This window comes from Brevundimonas vesicularis (genome assembly GCF_027886425.1).
GTDB lineage: Bacteria > Pseudomonadota > Alphaproteobacteria > Caulobacterales > Caulobacteraceae > Brevundimonas > Brevundimonas vesicularis_C.
Genome location: NZ_CP115671.1, coordinates 2,332,567 through 2,351,864, shown reverse-complemented (window position 1 = coordinate 2,351,864; position 19,298 = coordinate 2,332,567). Strand labels below are relative to the sequence as shown.

Genomic DNA, 19,298 nt, shown 5'->3' with positions numbered 1-19,298 from the left:
TATGCATCCCCTCTGGGGAGAATCCGATGACCGACGGCGAGACCACGCGCAAGCAGGCGTTCAAGGATGCATCGGAGGATATGCTGGGCTTCGGCGGCGCCGAGGTCCGCACCGGGCGCGACCTGTTGGTGCGCCCGCGTCTGGTGTTGCAGGCCTGGATGATCGAGGGGCCGACCGGGGGCGGTCGTTACGCCAAGCCGTTGAAGCTGTATCTGGCGCTGAACGCGATCCTGATGCTGATCGTGTTTTTGCGCGGGGGCTTGAGTTTCTACCTGGAAGGCATGCCGGCTGACGTATTGAACCCCCTGCTTCAGGAAGCGGGCAAGTCGCGCGACGCCTTCATGTCCGACGCCGACGGCTGGATGTCGTTGGTGGCCGTGCCGATCATGGCGCCGCTCTATGCCCTGGCGGCCATGCCGCTGTTTCGCCTGTGGGACGCCGAGGACCTGGGCCTGAGATGCGGATTCCGCGCGGCCTTCGCCTATCTGAACGCCTGGACCGTGCCGATGCTGCCGCTGGCCTGGTTCATGTTCAGCCCCGGCCCGCTGGCTGCGGCGTGCAGCCTTTTGACGCTGGCGCTGGGCATCGTGGCCTTCATGCGGATGGGGCGGGGACGGTGGTATCGGGGCGTAGTTCCCGGCCTGGCCAAGGGCCTGGTCGTGATGACGGCCATCGGTCTGTCCAGCGTCGTTGCGACCTTTATCGTGATGGTCATCGGCGTCTTCGCCGGGTTCGCGGCCTAGACGGTCGCCTGACAAAAACACCGTCTAATTCGTCTAATTCGTCTGAAGTCAGCGACCGAGCGAAATTGCACGGCGCGGGAAAAAGGCGTGCAAAGTGCAAGGTGGTGCAATTCCTGAGCGCTGCTGTTTTCAAAGACCCGTCGACATCATAATCCCGTTCGGGGATGCGTCAGGTCGATTGACGAAGGCCGTCTCTAAGCGCCCGACACTAAAGGGGATTTGTCGGCTAACAATGACGGCAAGGGTGGGCGCCTCTGAGTGTGGATCGGTCGTCGCTCCGCATCTGTCTCGAAACCTCATTTTCGGTAGTTGCCTTGTCGACAGGGGCGCGAGCGAGGGCGACAGTGTTCGCTGAAGCCTCTGATGGTCTGCAATGTCTCTGCGTTTACAAGCCGCTCAGGTCGCTTGGCTGAATACGAAGCTGACCCTCGATTTCATCGCCGCATCCCGCACCTGGATCGACGAGGATCTGATATCCGCCCTGCTGACCGCGGGCGTCGTGGATGCAAACGTCAGAGGCGCCGACGACGAAGGCGCGACACGCGACTCTTCCATTGGAGCCGGCATTTTGCCGAACGCCCTGCGGCGGCCTGTGAATGCAATCAGCATCGCCATGTCCCTGGGCGTGCCGCGCGAGAGCGCACGCACCAAACTGGCGGGATTGGTGGAGCGTGGCGTGCTGGTGCGGACCGACGGCGGCTTCGTCTTGCGCGCCGAGGTGTCGCAGTCGAAGCCATTCAAGTCCGCGATGGAAGCCTTCCTTCTGGCCACGGTGGAGTTCGTCGATGGGCTGGCGATTCTGAATGCATGCGGCGCCCGCGACGGCGACCGGGTCGTCACCCCAGTCTGGCCTGTCGCAGGCTTGGCGACGCGGCTGATGACGGCGCACGTCCTGAAAGGCATCCAGCACGCCCGATCGCTGAAGCCCGAAATCAGCCTGACGACGCACTACGTCCTTCTTTGGCTGTCGCATCTCACCGGAAGCGCCTTGAGGGTTGTTCAGGAGCCGGACGCCGGCCGTCTTGGCCCCCTGAACCCGCCGTTCGGGCCGGTGAGCGTGATCGAGGTCGCCAAGGCCGCCAGAATGGACGACGAAACGGTTCGCCGGCACCTGGGTCAGCTTGAAAAGGCAGGCCTGGTCATCCGGGTCGCGGGCAAGAGAGACATCAATCTGCCGGATCAGACCCTGGTCGCGAACTGGCTCGATTTCCAAAGCCGGACGATCCTCGGCACGCAGCAACTGGTTCGGAAACTCTATGTCGCGGGCGTGATCGTCGATCGGCCAAGCGAAACCATTCGATTGTTCTGAACGACGATGATGAGGTTCGCATCACAGATTGATGCTGGGGCTGCATTCGTCGGTTGCTCGTCGAATGCCGTCGTCAACAGGGGCCGCACCGATGCCAGCCCTTATTGATGCGTTCGACTGGGCGACGACGCCCCTTGGGCCAAAGCGCGATTGGTCGCCCGCGCTGAGCATTACCTATGACATGATGATGGGAATGGGTTTCGCGGCCAGCGTCATGTGGGGCCCGGAGCGCACCTTGCTCTACAACGGCGCCTACATTCCGCTGCTCGGACAAAAGCATCCGAGCGCCCTGGGCCGTCCTCTGGACCAGGTCTGGCATGAGGTGTGGGACGATTTGCGCCCTCTGACGGAGCGCGCGCTGGCAGGCGAAACCGTTTTTCTGGAAGACCTGCCGCTGACGATGGTTCGAAACGGCTATTCGGAAGACACCTGCTGGGTGCTGTCCTACAGCCCCGTGCGGGACGGCGACGCGATCGTCGGCATTCTCAATATCGCCATCGAAACGACCGAGCGGGTGCGAGGCGAACAACACCGTCAGATGCTGGTCGATGAATGCGGCCACCGGGTTAAGAACACGCTCGCCCTGGTTCAAGCGGTCGCCCGCAGCACCTTGTCGGGCGTCGATCGCGATGTGCTGGAGCGTTTTGACGAGCGATTGAACGCCATCGCCCGGACCCAGCAGACGCTGGATGAGAAGGCTTGGAATGGCGGCGACCTCGGTGAGATCGTCCGCGAAGCGGTGGGTAATCTGGTGCGCAGGCCGGTTTCCATCTCGGGGCCCTCGGTGCACCTGTCGCCGCGTGTGGCGCAGACGGTCGCCTTGATCATCCACGAACTGACGACGAACGCGTTCAAGCATGGCGCCCTCGCCAAGCCCGGCGGCCGCGTCTCGGTCGATTGGCGGCTGGATGAGGGGCAACTCGTCCTGACGTGGATCGAAGGCGGCGGCGCGCCGGCCCATCCGCCGCTCAAGACCGGCTTTGGCGTCAAACTGCTCGCGAGAGGCCTGCTGGGGTGCGGCGGCGCGAATCTTCGTTATGGCGTGGAGGGGTTCTCGGCGACATTCACAGCGCCGGCGTCGCGTCTGACCGACAGTTGACGATGCCTTGAGAGGGCGCGAAAGCGGCTGGATCCGCTTGATCCACGACCTTCGAGAGACCCGTGACCTACACCCTCTACGGCATTCCCAACTGCGACACGGTGAAGAAGGCCCGGGTCTGGCTGGAGCAGCAGGGGGTCGACTATGTCTTCCACGACTACAAGAAGGCCGGGGTGGATGCGGGGCGGCTGGGCCAGTGGATCGACGAGCACGGTTGGGAGACGGTGCTGAACCGGGCCGGGACGACGTTCAAGAAGCTGCCGGATGCCGACAAGGCGGACATCGACAAGGCGAAAGCGATCGCGCTGATGACGGCCCAGCCGTCGATGATCAAACGGCCGGTGCTGGATCTGGGGGATCGGCGGCTGGTGGGGTTCAAGCCCGAGACCTACGCGGCCGCGCTTACCTGAGCCGGACGGTCGCGACGACGCCGAAGTGGTCGGACGGATATTCGCCGTTGGTCGGCGTATCCCCGAAGCGGCGGGCCTCGCCGGGTGTGAAGGCGGCCTGTTCGACGAAGATATGGTCGATGACACGCTCGGGGTGACCCTTGGCCGGGTTCAGGGTGGTTGTGACCGAACCGCGGGGCAGGGCGCTGAAGAAGCGGGGGCCGGTCAGGGTCGCCAGGCCGGAATCTTCCTGGGTCGCATTGAAGTCGCCCATGACGATCAGGGGCGTGCCGTCCTGCGGCAGCCAGCCGAGCAGGGATGCGATCTGGCGGGCGCGGACCGGGCCGGCGTCCTGTTGCCACGCCAGATGGGTGACGACGACATCGACCGGGCGACCCTGGACCGCGACGCGAAGGCGAAGCGCGGTGCGGAAATCGTCGAGCGGCTCAAGCTTGGTCGAGGCCTCGGCCAGAACCGGCAGGCGGGTCAGCAGGGCGTTGCCGTAACGGCGCGGGGCGCCCTCGGCGTCGGTCGAGACGAAGGCGATATGATAGCCGCCCAGCTCGCGCGCCAGCATCCGGGCCTGGTTCTCAAGCCCGACATTGGCGTCCTCCAGCACCTCCTGAAGGGCGATGACGTCGGCGTCCTGGGCCTTCAGCGCGGCGACCAGCAGCGGACGACGGGCGGCCCAGTCGCCCATGTTGTGCCAGATGTTGAAGGTGACGAGCTTCAGCTCTGTGGGCGTCTTAGCCTTTGGGGCCGTGGCGCAGCCTGCCAGCGGCGCGAGGGCGGCGGCGGCCAGCAGAGTGCGACGGTGGATCATCTCGGCCTCAGCCCTCGACGTCCGTGGAGGGTCGGTCGTGGCCGTCCGCGCTTTCGGTGACCCATTCGCCGGCGGCGGTCTCGTATTCGATCGCTGCGGTCTGGTCCGGCACGCGCTGCTCGCGCGCGACGCGCACGGCGGCGGCCTTGGCGTCGTCGTGGGTGGCGAAGGTCTCGGAATAGGTGTCGCCGGACTTGTAGGCCCAGCCGCCGTCATGCTCGACGATGCGATAGGTGACATGGGCCATGGGACGCGCTCCTGAGATTGATGACACCGGACCCTAGACCGAACCGACGGCGGCCGAAACGGCGACCTTACGAAGATTTCACCTAACGCCGCGCATCCGTTGAGGCGTCGGCCAGCCTCTTGTGATCAGAAGGCCGCCGCATCAGGCTGCTGCAACGGTTCAAGGGATACTCGACATGGAAGACTTCATTCCGATCTTCGCCATCTTCGCCGTCTTCGGCACGATTACGGCCATCGTCTTCGGCCCCACCTTCCTGAAGTACCGCGAAAAGCGCGACATGCAGGAGACCGTGCGTCTCGCCGTCGATAAGGGTCAGGAGCTGCCGCCCGAACTGCTCGATGTCATGACCAAGGATGTGCAGAAGGGGCTGCCGTCGCGCAGCAAGGACATTCGCAAGGGCGTGCTCAGCTTGGCGAGCGGCATCGGCATCGCCGGGTTCGGCATCGTCGTTCAGGGCACGACGCACGTCTGGGGCGGCAATGGCCAGGGCGCGTTGCTGGGCATCGCCTGTATTCCCGCAGCCATCGGCGTCGCCTTCATCATCCTGGGCTTCTTCAACCCGAACAAAGACTGACGTCCGCCGGAAGGGGGAAACGTCATGGTCAAATCATTGAGAGACTTCCACGATGTGGAGCTGGCCGCCCAGGCGGCGGCCGGCGGTCGGCGGGAGTATGGCGAGTTGGTGCGTCGGCACGGGTCGGCGGTGCGGGGGCTACTGCGCCGGATGGGGGCGACGCCGTCCTTGTCCGACGACGTGGCGCAGGACGCCTTTCTGCAAGGGTTCCAGCGCTGCGCTGAGTTTCGCGGTCAGGGGACGTTTGCGGGATGGATCAAGAAGATCGCCGCGCGGCTCTATCTGAAGCGGGTGGCCAAGGAGGCGCGCTACGTCGCCGAGATCGAGGCCGATCAGGCGGATGTGGTCGTCGACCGCGGCGGTCTGATGGACCTGGATGAGGCGCTGAAGACGCTCAGCGAGACCGAGCGTGTCTGCGTCTCCCTGTGCCACGGCGCGGGGATGTCGCATCCGGAAATCGCGGCAGCCATGAATTTGCCGCTTGGCACGGTGAAATCGCATGTCAAACGTGGTCTGGATAAACTCCGTGCGCGGCTTCAACCGGCGCACGGCTCAGGCGGGAGGTCGGTCCATGTCGGCTGACGAATTCGATCCGATGATCGAAAGGCTGTTCGCCCAGGCGCCGAGCCTGCCGGACGAGGCCCTGTTTCTGGCGACGGTCCAGGCACGCATGGAGACGCGGTCGCGCTGGCGCGCCCTGACCCTGACGGCGGCAGGACTGATCGGCGGCGTGCTGGCGGTGCGCGAGGGGGTGAACATCAACTTCACCGCCGACGGCGATACGACCCTGGCGCAAGGCCTGAGGGCCGCGGCCGCCACGGCGCAGGGTGCGGCGCAGTCGGGCCTGGACGGATTGGGCCTGCAAGGTCTGGGCGTTGGGTCGCTGGATGTGATGAACGGCTCGGGCATGATGGCCTTCTGGATCGTCGCCGGCGCCCTGGTCGCCCTGATGGCGGCGGGCGTGGCGAAGCTGTCGCAGGACGTTTGAGCGCGGCGGCAAGGGTGACACCGGCGGGGCAGGGGCCTATCTGACCCCTTCACGTCAGGAGGCCCGGCGATGTCCGTCCATACCCAAGAGAGCGTCAAACGCATCACCGTGCCCGATATCGCGGGGCGCAAGGGTGGCGAGCCGATTGTCTGCCTGACGGCCTATGACGCGCCGATGGCGGCCCTGCTGGACCCGCACTGCGACGTGCTGCTGGTCGGCGACAGCCTGGGGATGGCGGTTCACGGCCTGCCCAATACCGTGGGCGTAACGCTGGAGATGATGATCCTGCACGGGCAGGCCGTCATGCGCGGCGCCAGACGGGCCATGGTGGTCGTGGATATGCCGTTCGGCTCCTATGAAGGCGGCAAGGAGGTCGCCTACGCCAACTGCGTGCGGGTGATGAAGGAGACGGGCGCCCAGGCGGTGAAGCTGGAAACCAGCATCGAAATGGCCGAGATCGTCGCCTTCCTGGTCAAGCGCGGCATTCCGGTCATGGGCCATGTCGGCCTGCGCCCCCAGGCGATCCTGGCCGAGGGCGGGTTCAAGGCCAAGGGCCGGACCGACAGCGAGCGCGATCGGGTGCTGGCCGAGGCTAAGGCCGTCGCCGAGGCCGGCGCCTTCTGCATCGTCATCGAGGGCGTCGCCGAATCGCTGGCGCGCGAGATCACCGAGACGATCGACGCGCCCACCATCGGCATCGGCGCCTCGGCCGCCTGCGACGGCCAGGTGCTGGTGGTCAACGACATGCTGGGCATGTTCGATTGGACCCCGAAGTTCGTGCGCAAATACGCCGATCTGCGCACCGAGATCGACCGGGCGGCGGCCGCTTTCGCCAGCGATGTGAAAACCCGCCGTTTTCCTGCCGAAGTCGAGACCTACTTCTCGAAAAAGCCGGCTTCGCAGTAACGGACGACGTTGCGGGCGGGGAGCCGACCTTCTAGGGTCCGCGCCGGTTTGCATTTCGCGATTTTGGGGCGACGTTTCAGTGGTTGATGTCTTCGAGCAGGTCGAGGAGGAGCTTCGCTCCGACAAGTTGAAGCGCCTGGCCAAGACCTGGCTGCCCGTTTTCGGCGTGGTGCTGGTCGTCGCCCTGATCGGCGCCCTGGGCTGGTGGGGCTGGGACAGCCTGAACTCCAACAAGGCCGCCAAGGCCGCCGAGGCCTATGATCGCGGCATGGAGGCCCTGCGCGCCGACAAGCCGATGGACGCCCGCGCCGCCTTCGAGGAAGCCATCAAGGAAGGCAACGGCGCCTACAAGGTCCTGGCCCTGCAGCAGCAGGCCGGCCTGGCCGTCAGCGCCAACAAGTTCCCCGAAGCTGTCCGCCTGTTCGACGAAGCCGCCAAGGCGTCCAGCGATCCGATCCTGTCGGACCCGCCCGCCCTGAAAGCCGCCTTCCTGGTCATGGATACCGCGCCGCTGGCCGAGATCGAAAAGCGCCTGACGCCGCTGGCCGAAGACAAGCGCCCCCTGCACGCCTTTGCCCAGGAAGCCCTGGCCCTGGCGCGCCTGCAACACGGCAAGACCAAGGAAGCACGTGAGGCCTTCGTGCTGCTGCAACTGGGTCAGGACGTGCCGGACTCGATCCGTCAGCGCGCCCAGATCGCCGTGGAATCCATCGACGCCGGCACCGCAGCCGCCATCAAGCCCATCGTCGACGCCGCCGCCAAGGCGACGCCGCCGGCCGCCGGTGCTGCGAACGCGATGACGCCCTCGGCCGCCCAGGCTGCTCCGGCTCAGGCTGCTCCGGCCCAAGCTGCTCCCGCCGCCGCGCCGGCCGCCCAATAGTGACGAGCCCTTACAGGACGCCCCCGATGAACCGAGTTCTGAAAGTCGCGCTGATCTGCGGCGTCGCCGCAACGATGGCGTCCTGCGGCACCGTGCGCCGCAACCTGCCGTTCGGTCTGGGCGGCGGCAAGGAAGACGCCGGCGCGACCGCCTCGGCCGGCCAGCGCATCTCGGTGCTGGAGTTCGAACAGAGCCTGTCGCCATCGGCCGCCCTGTCGGGCCGCGACTTCTTCCTGCCGGGTCCGCAGGCCGTGACGGCCTGGACGCAGCCGGGCGGCACGTCCGAGAATCTGGTCGAGCATGTCATCGCGGCGCCGAACTTCCAGATCGCCTGGAAGCGGGGCGTCGGTTCGGGATCGGCCCACGTCGGCAACGTCATGGCCCCGATCGTGGCCGCCGACGGCAAGATCTTCGTGCTGGACGGCGAATCGACCGTTTCGGCGGTTTCGGCCGACACCGGCGCGATCCTGTGGAAGGCCAACGTCAAGAACGCCGATCGTGACCGCAACGGCGGCTTCGGCGGCGGCGTCGCCGTCGGCGGCGGCAAGGTCTTCGTCTCGTCGGGCTATCGCTCGATGACGGCGCTGGACGCCAATACCGGCGCGGTGGTCTGGACCCAGCAGGTGGACGCCCCGATTCACGGCGCCCCGACCGTCTCGGGCAACCGGGTCTTCGTCGTGGACGTGGACAGCCAGCTGTTCGCCTTTGACGCCAACACCGGCGCCCAGGACTGGACCTATCGCGGCATCGCCGAGCCGGCGCGCGTCATGCGCGCCTCCAGCCCCGCCGTCAGCGGCACGACCGTCGTGGCCCCGTTCGCCTCGGGCCAGCTGGTCGCGCTGAGCGCCCTGAACGGCCAGGCGGTGTGGGAAGAGACGCTGTCGCGCACCAGCCGCACCAGCGCCCTGTCGGAAGTCCGCGATGTGGCGGGCCGTCCGGTCATCAGCCGCGGCATGGTCTATGGCGTCAGCCACTCGGGCGTGATGTCGGCGCTGGACCTGCGTTCGGGCCAGCCCAAGTGGCAACTGCCGGTGACGGGCGTGAACGCGCCCCTGCCGGTCGGAGACGCTGTCTTCGTGGTGTCCAAGTCGGGTCAGCTGATCACGGCCAACCGTGACACGGGCCAGATCTACTGGACGCGCGAACTGAACGAGGGCCGCGAGCGCCGCGAGGGCGGTTTCCTGACCTTCGGCCGTCGCACCATCCGCCCGCAATGGTCGGGACCGCTGCTGGCCTCCAACCGTCTGGTGATGGTCAACTCGTTCGGCGAAGCCGTCGCCTTCGATCCGAAGACCGGCGTGGCGCAGACGACGCTGAAGCTGGGCGCGCCGGCCTATATCGCGCCCGCCGCCTATAACGGCGCGCTGTATGTGCTGACCGACAACGGCCAACTGATCTGTATCCGCTGATTTTCAGCCCAAACTAAGCTAGAAGGCCGACATGGCTCTGAAGGTCGCCATCGTCGGCCGCCCCAATGTGGGCAAATCGACACTGTTCAACCGCCTCGTCGGCAAGCGCCTGGCGCTCGTCGACGATCGCCCCGGCGTGACCCGCGACCGGCGATACGCCGACGGCAACATCGGCGACATGGATCTGACGCTGATCGACACGGCGGGATACGAAGACGTCACCGACGACAGCCTGGAAGCCCGGATGCGCGAGCAGACCGAGGCCGCACTGGACGACGCCGAACTGGTCATGTTCATGATGGACGCCCGCGAGGGCGTGACGTCGCTGGACCGGATATTCGCCGAGCGCCTGCGCCGAGTGCACAAGCCGATCATCCTGTTGGCCAACAAGTCCGAGAGCCGCGAAAGCGGCGGCGGCGTGGGCGAGGCGCACGCCCTGGGCTTCGGCGAACCCGTCGCCATCTCGGCCGAGCATGGCGAGGGGATGGCCGATCTGTACGCCGCCATCGTCGCGGCCTCGCAGGACATCTTCGTCGAGGAGATCGACGAGCCGGATAAGCCGATCCGCATCGCCGTCATCGGCCGGCCCAATGCGGGCAAGTCCACGCTGATCAATCGTTTGATCGGCGACGACCGGTTGTTGACCGGGCCGGAAGCGGGCATCACCCGCGACTCCATCTCGGTCGACTGGCAGTTCGAGGGCAAGAACATCCGCCTGGTCGATACGGCCGGCATGCGTCGCAAGGCGCGGGTGCAGGAGAAGCTGGAGAAGCTGTCGGTCGCCGACACCATCCGGGCCATCACCTTCGCCGAAGTCGTCATCCTGATGATGGACAAAGACGACGCCTTCGACACCCAGGACCTGCAACTGGCCGATCTGGTCGAGCGCGAGGGCCGTGCCCTGGTCTATGTCGCGTCGAAGTGGGATCTGGAGGACGAGCCCCAGTCCCGCATGGCCAAGCTGAAGGGCATGGCCGAGGACAAGCTGCCGCAGCTGAAGGGTTCGCCCTTCGTGGCCCTGTCGTCGCACAGCGGACGCGGCGTCGAACGGCTGATGCCGGCGGTGCTTCAGGCCTATGACACCTGGTCGGTCAAGGTGAAGACCAAGGACCTGAACACCTGGCTGTCCATGGCCACCCAGCGTCACCCGCCCCCCGCCGTGGACGGCAAGCGGATCAAGCCGAAATACATCGCCCAGACCAAGGCCCGCCCGCCGACCTTCGTGCTTATGGCCAACCGCGCCGAGTCGATGCCGGAACATTACAAACGCTATCTGGTCAACTCGATCCGCGAGAGTTTCGACCTGCCGGGCACGCCGATCCGACTGAACGTCAAGTCCAGCGGCGTGAACCCCTATGCCGAGGGCGGCGCCAAGTCCGGGCCCGAACGCTACAAGGGCGACGCCAAGACCGCGCCGCGCCGCGTCAAGAAGGCCGAGAAGGAAGAGGCCCTGTCCAAACTGCCCGGCAAGGCGCTGGAGCAGAAGAAGACCCGCAAGGCCCAGCCCAAGGTTCTGGGCGGGCTGAAATCCAGCGCGTCGAAGAAGGCCGGTTCGTCCGTGGCGGTTCAGAAGGGCGCGCGTGGCGGCGCCCGCCAGGTGTCGCGTTCGGGCCGGATCCGCACGGGCCAAAAGGGCGGCGCCAAGAAGTGACGGCGTGAGCGAGGCCGAGAGCGCGCTTCCCGCCCGGCCCACCTCGCGTTGGCTGATCCTGGACGGGCAGGAGCGGGTGCTGCTGTTTCACCTCGTGTTTTCCGAAGGACCGCTCGCCGGCACAGCCTTCTGGGCGACGCCCGGCGGCGGGTGCGAAACTGGCGAGACCTTCGAGGACGCCGCGCGCCGCGAACTGTTCGAAGAGACGGGCCTGGTCGTCGAAGACCCCGGCCCGCAGGTCGCCCAGGTCCGCGTCAGCTTCCGCCTGCCTGACGGTCGAATGGCGGATGTGGATCAGAGATTCTTCCTGCTGCGCACCGACGACTTCGTCCTGTCGCCCAAGGGCTGGACGGACGAGGAGCAGCGGGTTCTGACCGAACACCGCTGGTGGAGCCTCGACGACATCCGCCAATCCAAGGAGACGATCTGGCCGGCGGAACTAGCGGAAATTCTGACTTCGCTCCGCCTGCCGCTGATCGGCGATCGTTAGATCAAGGCGTCGACCGAGGGGCCGGTGGTCCAGTCGCGGAACTTGATGGTCAGCGGAGGCCTAGCGGCACCGTTCGACAGTTCGACGACCAGAGGGCCGATTTCGGACGGGTGGGGCAGGACGGACGGGTCTTCGCCCGGATAGGCCTGGGCGCGCATGGCGGTGCGCATGCGGCCGGGATCGACGATGCTGACGCGGACGGGCGTGCTCTCGATCTCGTCGGCCCAGGCCTTCACCAAGGCCTCGGCGCCCGCCTTGGTCGCGGCGTACATGCCCCAGAAGGCCTTGGGCGCGCTGGCGACGCTGGTGGTGAAGTGGATGGCGCGGCCGGCGTCGGAGGCGCGCAACAGAGGCTCGAGCGAGCGGATCAGGCGATAGACGGCGGTGAAGTTGGTTTTCTCGACCTTGGCGAACTCGCGCGGGTCGGCGTGTGACACCGGCGTCAGGCCCGAGGGGCCCATGGTGGCGGCGCAATGGACCCAGATGTCCAGCTTCTTGAACCGTTCGAAGATGGCGCCGCCCAGCCGGTCGATGGCCCCGCCGTCCACCAGATCGAACGGAATCAGGGTCGCATGGCGGCCGGTGGCGGCGAAGATGGCGTCGTCCAGCTCTTCCAGACCGCCTTGGGTGCGCGCCGTCGCGATGACGTGGGCGCCGGCCTTGGCCAGGGCCAGGGCGCTCTCATAACCGATGCCGCGCGAGGCTCCGACGACGAGGGCGATACGGTCGTTCAGGGGAAGTTCGGACATGGCCGCTGATAGCGCGGCCTTGACCCTCAAGCCAAGGCCCGCGCTCAGGTTTCGCCCTAGGCGCTGACCAGCAAGGACAGCTGTTTGGCGCCGAACTCGCGTCCGCCTTCCTCGATCTCGCGATCCAAAAGGCGGGTGGGGTAGTCGCCGGTGAAATAGTGGTCGGTGAACTGCGGGGCAGCGGGGTTGCGGCCGGTCTCGCCCATGGCGCGATAGAGGCCGTCGATGGACAGGAAGCCGAGCGAATCAACTTCCAGCATGTCGCGCATCTCTTCCAGGGTCTTGTTGGCGGCCAGCAGTTGGGCGCGCTCGGGCATGTCGATGCCGTAGAAGTCGGGGAACAGGATTTGCGGGCTAGCCGAGCGCAGGTGGACCTCGGTCGCGCCAGCGGCGCGGACGGCGCGAACCAGCTTCAGCGAGGTGGTGCCGCGCACGATGGAATCGTCGATCAGCACGACGCGCTTGCCGGCCAAGGCCGACTTGTTGGGGCTGTGCTTCATGCGCACGCCCTTTTGACGGGCGCCCTGGCTGGGCTGGATGAAGGTGCGGCCCAGATAGTGGCTGCGGATGATGCCCATTTCGTAGGGAATGCCGCTTTCCTGGGCGTAGCCGAGGGCGGCGGGTACGCCGGAATCGGGCACAGGCACGACGATGTCGGCCTCGACGCCCAGTTCGCGGGCGAGGCCTCGACCCATTTCCTTGCGGACCTCATAGACGGGGCGGCCGTTCACGACCGAATCCGGGCGTGAGAAATAGACATATTCGAACAGGCAGGGACGCGCCGCGCGGGCGGGGAAGGGCTTGAGCGAGCGCAGGCCGCTGTCGTCGATGACGACGATCTCGCCGTGTTCGACATCGCGCACGAAGGTGGCGCCCATCATGTCCAGGGCGCAGGTCTCGGACGCCAGAACCCAGCCGTCGCCCAACTGGCCCAGCACCAGCGGGCGGATGCCCAGGGGGTCGCGCGCGCCGATCATCTTGGTGCGGGTTTGGGCCACCAGGGCGTAACCGCCCTCGATCCGGGCCAGGGCGTCGGTGAAGCGATCGACGATCTTGGCTTTGCGGCTGCGCGCGATCAGGTGGAGGATGACTTCGGAATCCGAGGTCGACTGGAAGATGGCGCCTTCGCTGACCAGCTGGGCGTGCAGGAATTTGAAGTTGGTCAGGTTGCCGTTGTGGGCGATGGCGATGCCGCCCTGGTCCAGATCGGCGAACATCGGCTGGATGTTGCGCAGGAAGCTGCCGCCGGCGGTGGAGTAGCGGGTGTGGCCCACGGCCGCGCGGCCGGGCATCCGCGTCATCAGGTCGGCGCCGCCGAAGGCCTCGCCCACCAGGCCCTGGTGCCGTTCGGTGTAGAAGCGCTCGTTCTTGACGCTGGCGATGCCGCAGGCTTCCTGGCCGCGATGCTGAAGGGCGTGAAGACCCAGGGCGACGACGGAAGAGCCTTCGTCTTCGTCCGCGCCCCAGACGCCGCAGACGCCGCATTCCAGACGGAGCTGGTCATCCTCCGGCTCGCGCCAGTGCTCGCGGTGAACGACGGGATCGGCGATATGGTGGCGCATCGTGGGGCTCCGATGACCGGGGAAACTTAAGGGGCGGCTTCGCGGCGCGAGTTAGGCTCTGATTGCGTCGGGGGCAAGGCTTCGTCGTCCGAAAAGCCCCGGCGTACGGACGAATCCACGACAGGCGTGATGGCGTCGGCGCCGCGCCCGATGCTGGGCAGGACGATCTGGATCATCCGCGCGCCCATGGCGCTGACCGGATAGAGGGCCGCTCTCCCGAGCCAGAGCGGCGTGCGCTCGCCCGGCAGGGCTGCGACGATGACCAGATGCACCGCGCCGATCAGGACCAGCGCACGAATGCCGCCGATGAACAGGCCGAAGATGCGGTCGATGACGCCGAGATGCGGATGGTCCTTGGCGCTCTTGGACATCATCGAGCCGATTAGGCGCAGGCCGAAATAGACGACGAAGAAGGTCAGGACGGCGGCCAGGATCGACCCGGCCCACTCGGGATCGACGAAGGCGCGCGTGACGCCGGCGGTCCAGGGCAGGGCGATCAGGGCGACAAGGGCCGCCAGGGTCGCGCTGAGCAGGGTGATGACCTCGCGCACCCCGCCGCGCACCCAGCCGGCGGCGACGGAAAACAGGATCACCACGATGGCGAAGACGTCGTATCCGGTCACGCGTGCGGGATCCTGCGGTTGCTACGAGGGTCTAATAGCGGTTCTGCGAGATTCGTTCGACCACATCCGTCAGGCGCGTGACGGATGTCACCTTCACCCCCTTGGTCTTGGCGGTCAAAGTCGGGCTCAGAACTTGATCGAAACCCAGTTTCTGCGCTTCACGCAGCCGGGCCTCGGCGCGGCCGACGCTGCGGACCTCGCCCGACAGGCCGATTTCGCCGAAGACGACGCAGCCCTGGGGCAGGGACACGCCGGTCGCCGAGCTGATCAGCGCCGCCGCCGCCGCGAGGTCGGCCGCCGGTTCATTGATGCGTAGGCCCCCGGCGACATTCAGATAGACGTCCTGATCGCCAAAGCCGAAGCCGCAGCGGGCCTCCAGCACGGCCAGCACCATGGCCAGACGTCCCGTCTCCCAGCCGATCACGGCGCGGCGCGGGGTGCCATAGGCGGACTTTGACACCAGGGCCTGCATCTCGACCAGGACGGGACGCGAACCTTCGATCCCGGCGAAGACGGCGGCGCCCGGCGCGCGCTCCTTGCCCTCGCCGAGGAAAAGAGCGGAGGGATTGGCGACTTCGCGCAGGCCGGCGTCGCCCATTTCGAACACGCCGATCTCGTCGGTGGCGCCGAAGCGGTTCTTGCCGGCGCGCAGGATGCGGAACGGATAGCCGCGCTCGCCCTCGAAGGTCATGACGGCGTCGACAAGGTGTTCGACCACGCGAGGGCCGGCGACCTGGCCGTCCTTGGTGACGTGGCCGACAAGGACCACCGCGACGCCCTGCGACTTGGCCAGACGCACCATCTCGCCGGCGCAGGCGCGGACCTGGGTGATCGAGCCGGGGCCGCTTTCATGGACGTCGGACCACAGGGTCTGGATCGAATCGACGATGACGATGTCGAACTGTTCGCGCTTCAGCGTGCCCAGAATTTCACGCAGCGCCGTCGCCGCCGCCAGATTGACCGGCGCGTCCGCCAGACCCATCCGCTTGGCGCGGGCGCGGATCTGCTCGACGGCTTCTTCGCCCGAGATATAGGCCACGCGCGATCCGCGCAGCGCCGCCTTGGCTGCGACCTCCAGCAACAGGGTAGACTTGCCGACGCCGGGGTCGCCGCTGAGCAGGATGGCCGAGCCGGGCACCACGCCGCCGCCGCAGACCCGGTCGAACTCGGCCACGCCCGTCGTGATGCGCGGCGGCTCTGGCGTGTCGGACTGAAGGGTTTCGAATTGAATGCCGCGCGTACGGGCCGAAGCCGCCGCCGACGGCTTGATCGCGCCCGGCGGGGCCGAGCGGCTCTCTTCGCTAAGGGTGTTCCACTGGCCGCAGGAGCCGCACTGGCCCGACCACTTGCTGTGAACCGAGCCGCAGGACTGACAGACGTAGAGGGCGGAATCGCGAGCCATGGGCTTCCTTAGCAGATCGAAAGGTCGCGCCGGACATGGCGTCGGCTCACGACAGTTTCGGTCGCAGGCGCAACCTTTGCCATATTGAAGTATTGAGAATGTGTCGCACACCCTTGCTTCTTGAAGCGACGCAACGTCAACATCCGCCCATCTTCTCTCGCCGAGGCCTGTCATGACCGATCCGACGACCCACTCCCAACCCGCTGTCGATCCGGCCCTTGTCGCGCGGGTCAAGGGCATACTGCTGCAACCCAAGTCTGAATGGCTCAAGATCGACGGCGAGTTCGCCACGACCAAAAGCCTGTTCACCCGCTATGCGATGATCCTGGCGGCGATCGGCCCGGTCTGTTCACTGCTCGGCGGGCAGTTGATGCCGATCATGGGCATGAAGCTGTCGATCGTCGGCGCGATCGTCGTGGCGCTCGTCAGCTACGGCATGTCCTTGCTGGGGGTCTTTCTCCTGGGACTGATCATCAATGCGCTGGCGCCGAACTTCGGCGGGACGGCCAACAAGGTTCAGGCCATGAAGCTGGCCGTCTATTCCTGGACCGGCGCCTGGCTGGCGGGCGTCTTCGGCCTGATCCCGATGCTGGGCATTCTGGCCATCCTGGGCCTCTACAGCTTCTATCTGCTGTTCGTCGGCCTGCCGATCCTGATGAAGGTGCCGGAAGACAAGAAGGTCGGCTATTTCATCGTGACGGTGATCGCCGGCGTCGTGATGTATTTCATCATCTCGGCGATCGTTGGAGCCATTTCGATGAGCTTCGTCGCCGCATCGGTCGGCATGGCCGGTCTCGCCGGAATGGGCGCCGGCTACTGAGAATAGACGCGCGGCACGCGGGGGGTGATCGAGGTCAGCAGCTCATAGCTGATGGTCCCCGCTGCGGCCGCGGCGTCGTCCAACAGGCGGTTCGGGCCGAAGAGTTCGACCGGATCGCCGACCGCGACATCCAGGCCGGTGATGTCCACCGCGCAGACATCCATCGAGACCCGACCCAGCAGCGGCCGGGTCTCGTTGGCGATCCAGACGACGCCCTCGGGCGAGTAGGCGCGCAGCAAACCATCCGCATAGCCGGCCGCCACGGTGGCGACCTTGATCGGGCGTTCGGCGATGTAGCCACGCGAATAGCCGACGCTCTCGCCCGCCGGCACGTGGCGGACCTGAAGCACCTCGGCCGTCAGCGTGGCCACCGGCGCGATGCGGGGATCGGGACGCCCCTCTGGGCCGCCGCCGTAAAGACAGATGCCGGGGCGCACCGTGTCGAAGGCGAAGTCCGGGCCCAGGAAACAGCCGCTAGAGTTGGCGAACGACCGGACCACGCCCGGATAGCGATCCAGCACGCCCGCAAAGGCGTCACGCTGGCGCCGGTTCATCGGATTGGCCGGTTCGTCGGCGCAGGCGAGGTGGGTCAGGACCAGAGCCAGGCCGTCGAACGCCTCGGGCGCGTCCTCGGGCCGAATACCCAACCGGTTCATGCCAGTGTCAATCTGCAGGCCGCAGGTCCCGCCGCCCGCCGCCCTCCAGGCCTGGATCTGCGCCGGATGGTTCAGCACGGGCCGCAGGTCCGACGCCTTGAGCATCGCCGCATCGTCGCCGTGACAGCCGTCGAGCACATAGATCACCGGACCGTCGGCGCCCAAGGCCGCCCGCAGTCGCACGCCCTCCGCCGCTCGCGCTACGAAGAAGGTCCGCGCCCCCTCGGCCATCAGCCGCGTCGCCACGGCCTGCGCGCCCAGTCCATAGCCGTCCGCCTTGACCACCGGATGCACCGGCTGGCCGCTGACGGCCTCCAGCGTGTGATAGTTGCGCGCCAGGGCGTTCAGATCGACGGAGAGGACGGCGGGGGTCGATGCGGTCATGGCGTCCTTATGCGCCAACACCGCGCCGATGGAAGAGGCTACTCGTAGCTGACTTCCTCATAGCCGTGCGCCAGGTTGCCGAAGCGGACGGTGTCGGCGTCGAAGGCGAGTTTGACGATGCCGATGGGGCCGTGACGCTGCTTGCCGATTACGACCTCGGCTTGGCCTTGCAGGCGGTCCATGTCCTGCTGCCATTGCAGGTGTTCCTCGGTCCCCTCGCGCGGCTCGGCGCGGCCCAAGTAGTAGCTCTCGCGATAGACGAACATCACGCAGTCGGCGTCCTGCTCGATCGAGCCGGATTCACGAAGGTCCGACAGTTGCGGGCGTTTGTCGTCGCGCTGTTCCACCTGACGCGACAGCTGCGACAAGGCGATGATCGGCACCGACAACTCCTTGGCCAGGGCTTTCAGCCCGCCGGTGATTTCGGACACCTCCTGCACGCGGTTCTTCTGGCCGCCGCTGTTGCCGGTCGTAACCAGCTGCAGATAGTCGACGATGATCAGGTCCAGCCCATGTTCCATGCGCTTCAGACGGCGCGCGCGGGCCGCGAGCTTAGAGATGGACAGGCCGCCGGTGGCGTCGATGTAGAGGGGGCTTTCGCCGATCTCGACCGCGGCGTCGCGCAACTTTCCGAAGTCGGCAGCGTCGATCTCGCCCTTGCGCAGCTTATCCGACGACACGCCGGATGCGTCGGCCAGAATACGCATCGCCAGCTGTTCGGCGCTCATTTCCAGCGAATAGAAGGCGACGACGCCGCCGTTGACCGTCTTGCGGCCCTCTGGCGTCGGCTCCCACTGATAGGCGCGCGCTACGTTGAAGGCCATGTTGGTCGCGAGCGCCGTCTTGCCCATCGACGGACGGCCGGCGAGGATCAGCAGGTCGGACGGGTGCAGGCCGCCCAGTTTGCGGTCCAGATCGTTCAAGCCGGTGGCGAGGCCGGCCAGCTTGCCTTCGCGCTGATACGCTTCGGCCGCCATCTGAACGGCGCCGGACAAGGCGTTGGAGAAGCTGACGAAGCCGGACGAGGGCTTGCCCGTCTCAGCCAGCGAATACAGGGTCTGTTCGGCCTGTTCGATCTGCTCGTCGGCGGGCGTCTCCGGATTGGGCGCCTCCTTGATCATGTCGCCGCCGATGCGGATCAGGTCGCGGCGCAGCGCCAGGTCATAAACGACGCGGGCGTAGTCTGGCGCATTGGCGGCGGGCGGCGCGCGGTCGACCAGGTCGGCGAGATAGCGCAGGCCGCCAAACTCCTGGAACGCCGGATCCTGCTTGAACCGTTCCATCAGAATGGTGGGCTCGGCCAGCAAGCCTTGGCGGATATGGTCCTCGATCGCGTCGAACAGCCGCTGGTGGAAGGGTTCGTAGAAGTGCGAGCCGCGCAGCCGGTCGTTCAACCGCTCGAACACGGCGTTGTCGAACATCAGCGAGCCCAGCAGCGCCTGCTCGGCCTCCAGATTGTGCGGCATCGAAGTGACGCCGCCGGAGTCCAGCGGAGACGACGAGAAGGGCATGGGGGCGAAGGCGTTCATCGATTAACGCTTTAGCCCTCTCACGCCCTTGCGTCAGACGCGGACGCCGCCTGGACCGTGGACAG

21 protein-coding genes are annotated in these 19,298 nt (G+C 66.6%); 13 read left to right on the top strand and 8 right to left on the bottom strand.

The window, feature by feature from the left end; genetic code table 11:
- The first annotated feature begins 26 nt into the window (after nt 1-26).
- The 4 genes from PFY01_RS12130 (at nt 27) to PFY01_RS12115 (ending at nt 3,561) form a co-directional block, all read left to right on the top strand.
- Nucleotides 27-743 (top strand): hypothetical protein, encoded by a 717-nt coding sequence (locus tag PFY01_RS12130; protein ID WP_271041452.1) that lies wholly within the window; start codon nt 27-29, stop codon nt 741-743.
- Between the two features lie 373 nt (nt 744-1,116).
- Nucleotides 1,117-2,052, top strand: coding sequence for a winged helix-turn-helix domain-containing protein (locus PFY01_RS12125; protein ID WP_091746100.1), 936 nt, complete (start codon nt 1,117-1,119; stop codon nt 2,050-2,052).
- A gap of 31 nt (nt 2,053-2,083) precedes the next feature.
- On the top strand, nt 2,084-3,151 hold the full coding sequence (locus PFY01_RS12120) for a sensor histidine kinase (protein WP_271041451.1): 1,068 nt from the start codon (nt 2,084-2,086) through the stop codon (nt 3,149-3,151).
- A 62-nt stretch (nt 3,152-3,213) separates the two neighbouring features.
- A complete protein-coding gene (locus PFY01_RS12115) occupies nt 3,214-3,561 on the top strand; it encodes an ArsC family reductase (RefSeq protein WP_271041450.1) in 348 nt (115 codons plus the stop codon).
- On the opposite strand, the gene PFY01_RS12110 is transcribed toward PFY01_RS12115, so the two are convergent.
- Together PFY01_RS12110 and PFY01_RS12105 are read right to left on the bottom strand one after the other, a co-directional pair.
- The gene (locus tag PFY01_RS12110) at nt 3,554-4,363 is read right to left on the bottom strand and encodes an endonuclease/exonuclease/phosphatase family protein (protein WP_271041449.1); all 810 of its coding nucleotides are present in this window, start codon (nt 4,361-4,363) and stop codon (nt 3,554-3,556) included. The genes PFY01_RS12115 and PFY01_RS12110 overlap by 8 nt on opposite strands.
- 7 nt (nt 4,364-4,370) lie before the next feature.
- Nucleotides 4,371-4,610, bottom strand: a complete 240-nt coding sequence (locus tag PFY01_RS12105; RefSeq protein WP_055808379.1) for a DUF2188 domain-containing protein — start codon at nt 4,608-4,610, stop codon at nt 4,371-4,373.
- A gap of 175 nt (nt 4,611-4,785) precedes the next feature.
- On the opposite strand from PFY01_RS12105, the gene PFY01_RS12100 reads away from it, so the two are divergent.
- The 8 genes from PFY01_RS12100 to PFY01_RS12065 all read left to right on the top strand — a co-directional run bounded on the left by PFY01_RS12100 (nt 4,786) and on the right by PFY01_RS12065 (nt 11,508).
- Nucleotides 4,786-5,184 carry a DUF6249 domain-containing protein gene (locus tag PFY01_RS12100; RefSeq protein WP_055808381.1) on the top strand — a complete coding sequence of 133 codons (399 nt, stop codon included), beginning with the start codon at nt 4,786-4,788 and terminating at the stop codon, nt 5,182-5,184.
- Nucleotides 5,185-5,208: 24 nt separating this feature from the next.
- On the top strand, nt 5,209-5,766 hold the full coding sequence (locus tag PFY01_RS12095) for an RNA polymerase sigma factor (protein ID WP_055808384.1): 558 nt from the start codon (nt 5,209-5,211) through the stop codon (nt 5,764-5,766).
- Nucleotides 5,756-6,172 (top strand): hypothetical protein, encoded by a 417-nt coding sequence (locus PFY01_RS12090; RefSeq protein ID WP_017506107.1) that lies wholly within the window; start codon nt 5,756-5,758, stop codon nt 6,170-6,172. Before PFY01_RS12095 ends, PFY01_RS12090 begins: the two co-directional genes overlap by 11 nt.
- Nucleotides 6,173-6,241: 69 nt before the next feature.
- Entirely contained in the window at nt 6,242-7,078 is an 837-nt protein-coding gene (gene panB / locus PFY01_RS12085; RefSeq protein ID WP_271041448.1) for a 3-methyl-2-oxobutanoate hydroxymethyltransferase, read from the top strand.
- A 79-nt stretch (nt 7,079-7,157) separates the two neighbouring features.
- Complete coding sequence (locus PFY01_RS12080) at nt 7,158-7,958, top strand: tetratricopeptide repeat protein (protein WP_271041447.1); 801 nt, start codon at nt 7,158-7,160, stop codon at nt 7,956-7,958.
- A gap of 26 nt (nt 7,959-7,984) precedes the next feature.
- Nucleotides 7,985-9,367: a PQQ-binding-like beta-propeller repeat protein gene (locus PFY01_RS12075; RefSeq protein WP_088582173.1), complete on the top strand. Its 1,383-nt coding sequence runs from the start codon at nt 7,985-7,987 to the stop codon at nt 9,365-9,367.
- 31 nt (nt 9,368-9,398) lie between these two features.
- Entirely contained in the window at nt 9,399-11,018 is a 1,620-nt protein-coding gene (gene der, locus PFY01_RS12070; RefSeq protein WP_199060368.1) for a ribosome biogenesis GTPase Der, read from the top strand.
- Between the two features lie 4 nt (nt 11,019-11,022).
- Complete coding sequence (locus PFY01_RS12065; protein WP_271041446.1) at nt 11,023-11,508, top strand: NUDIX hydrolase; 486 nt, start codon at nt 11,023-11,025, stop codon at nt 11,506-11,508.
- Here the strand turns inward: PFY01_RS12065 and PFY01_RS12060 are convergent.
- The 4 genes from PFY01_RS12060 to radA are packed head-to-tail and all read right to left on the bottom strand — an operon-like array spanning nt 11,505 to nt 15,844.
- Complete coding sequence (locus PFY01_RS12060) at nt 11,505-12,257, bottom strand: SDR family NAD(P)-dependent oxidoreductase (protein ID WP_271041445.1); 753 nt, start codon at nt 12,255-12,257, stop codon at nt 11,505-11,507. The two genes, PFY01_RS12065 and PFY01_RS12060, sit on opposite strands and share 4 nt — an antisense overlap.
- A gap of 56 nt (nt 12,258-12,313) precedes the next feature.
- Nucleotides 12,314-13,819 (bottom strand): amidophosphoribosyltransferase, encoded by a 1,506-nt coding sequence (gene purF, locus PFY01_RS12055; protein ID WP_271041444.1) that lies wholly within the window; start codon nt 13,817-13,819, stop codon nt 12,314-12,316.
- A 26-nt stretch (nt 13,820-13,845) separates the two neighbouring features.
- On the bottom strand, nt 13,846-14,442 hold the full coding sequence (locus PFY01_RS12050) for a CvpA family protein (protein WP_271041443.1): 597 nt from the start codon (nt 14,440-14,442) through the stop codon (nt 13,846-13,848).
- 31 nt (nt 14,443-14,473) lie between these two features.
- Entirely contained in the window at nt 14,474-15,844 is a 1,371-nt protein-coding gene (radA, locus tag PFY01_RS12045; protein ID WP_055754949.1) for a DNA repair protein RadA, read from the bottom strand.
- Nucleotides 15,845-16,016: 172 nt separating this feature from the next.
- Here radA and PFY01_RS12040 point away from each other — a divergent pair, with 172 nt between their 5' ends.
- Nucleotides 16,017-16,664: a Yip1 family protein gene (locus tag PFY01_RS12040; RefSeq protein ID WP_271041442.1), complete on the top strand. Its 648-nt coding sequence runs from the start codon at nt 16,017-16,019 to the stop codon at nt 16,662-16,664.
- Here the strand turns inward: PFY01_RS12040 and alr are convergent.
- Nucleotides 16,658-17,704, bottom strand: coding sequence for an alanine racemase (gene alr, locus PFY01_RS12035; RefSeq protein ID WP_271041441.1), 1,047 nt, complete (start codon nt 17,702-17,704; stop codon nt 16,658-16,660). The two genes, PFY01_RS12040 and alr, sit on opposite strands and share 7 nt — an antisense overlap.
- 38 nt (nt 17,705-17,742) lie before the next feature.
- Nucleotides 17,743-19,233 (bottom strand): replicative DNA helicase, encoded by a 1,491-nt coding sequence (locus tag PFY01_RS12030; protein WP_055808408.1) that lies wholly within the window; start codon nt 19,231-19,233, stop codon nt 17,743-17,745.
- Nucleotides 19,234-19,298 lie beyond the last annotated feature (65 nt).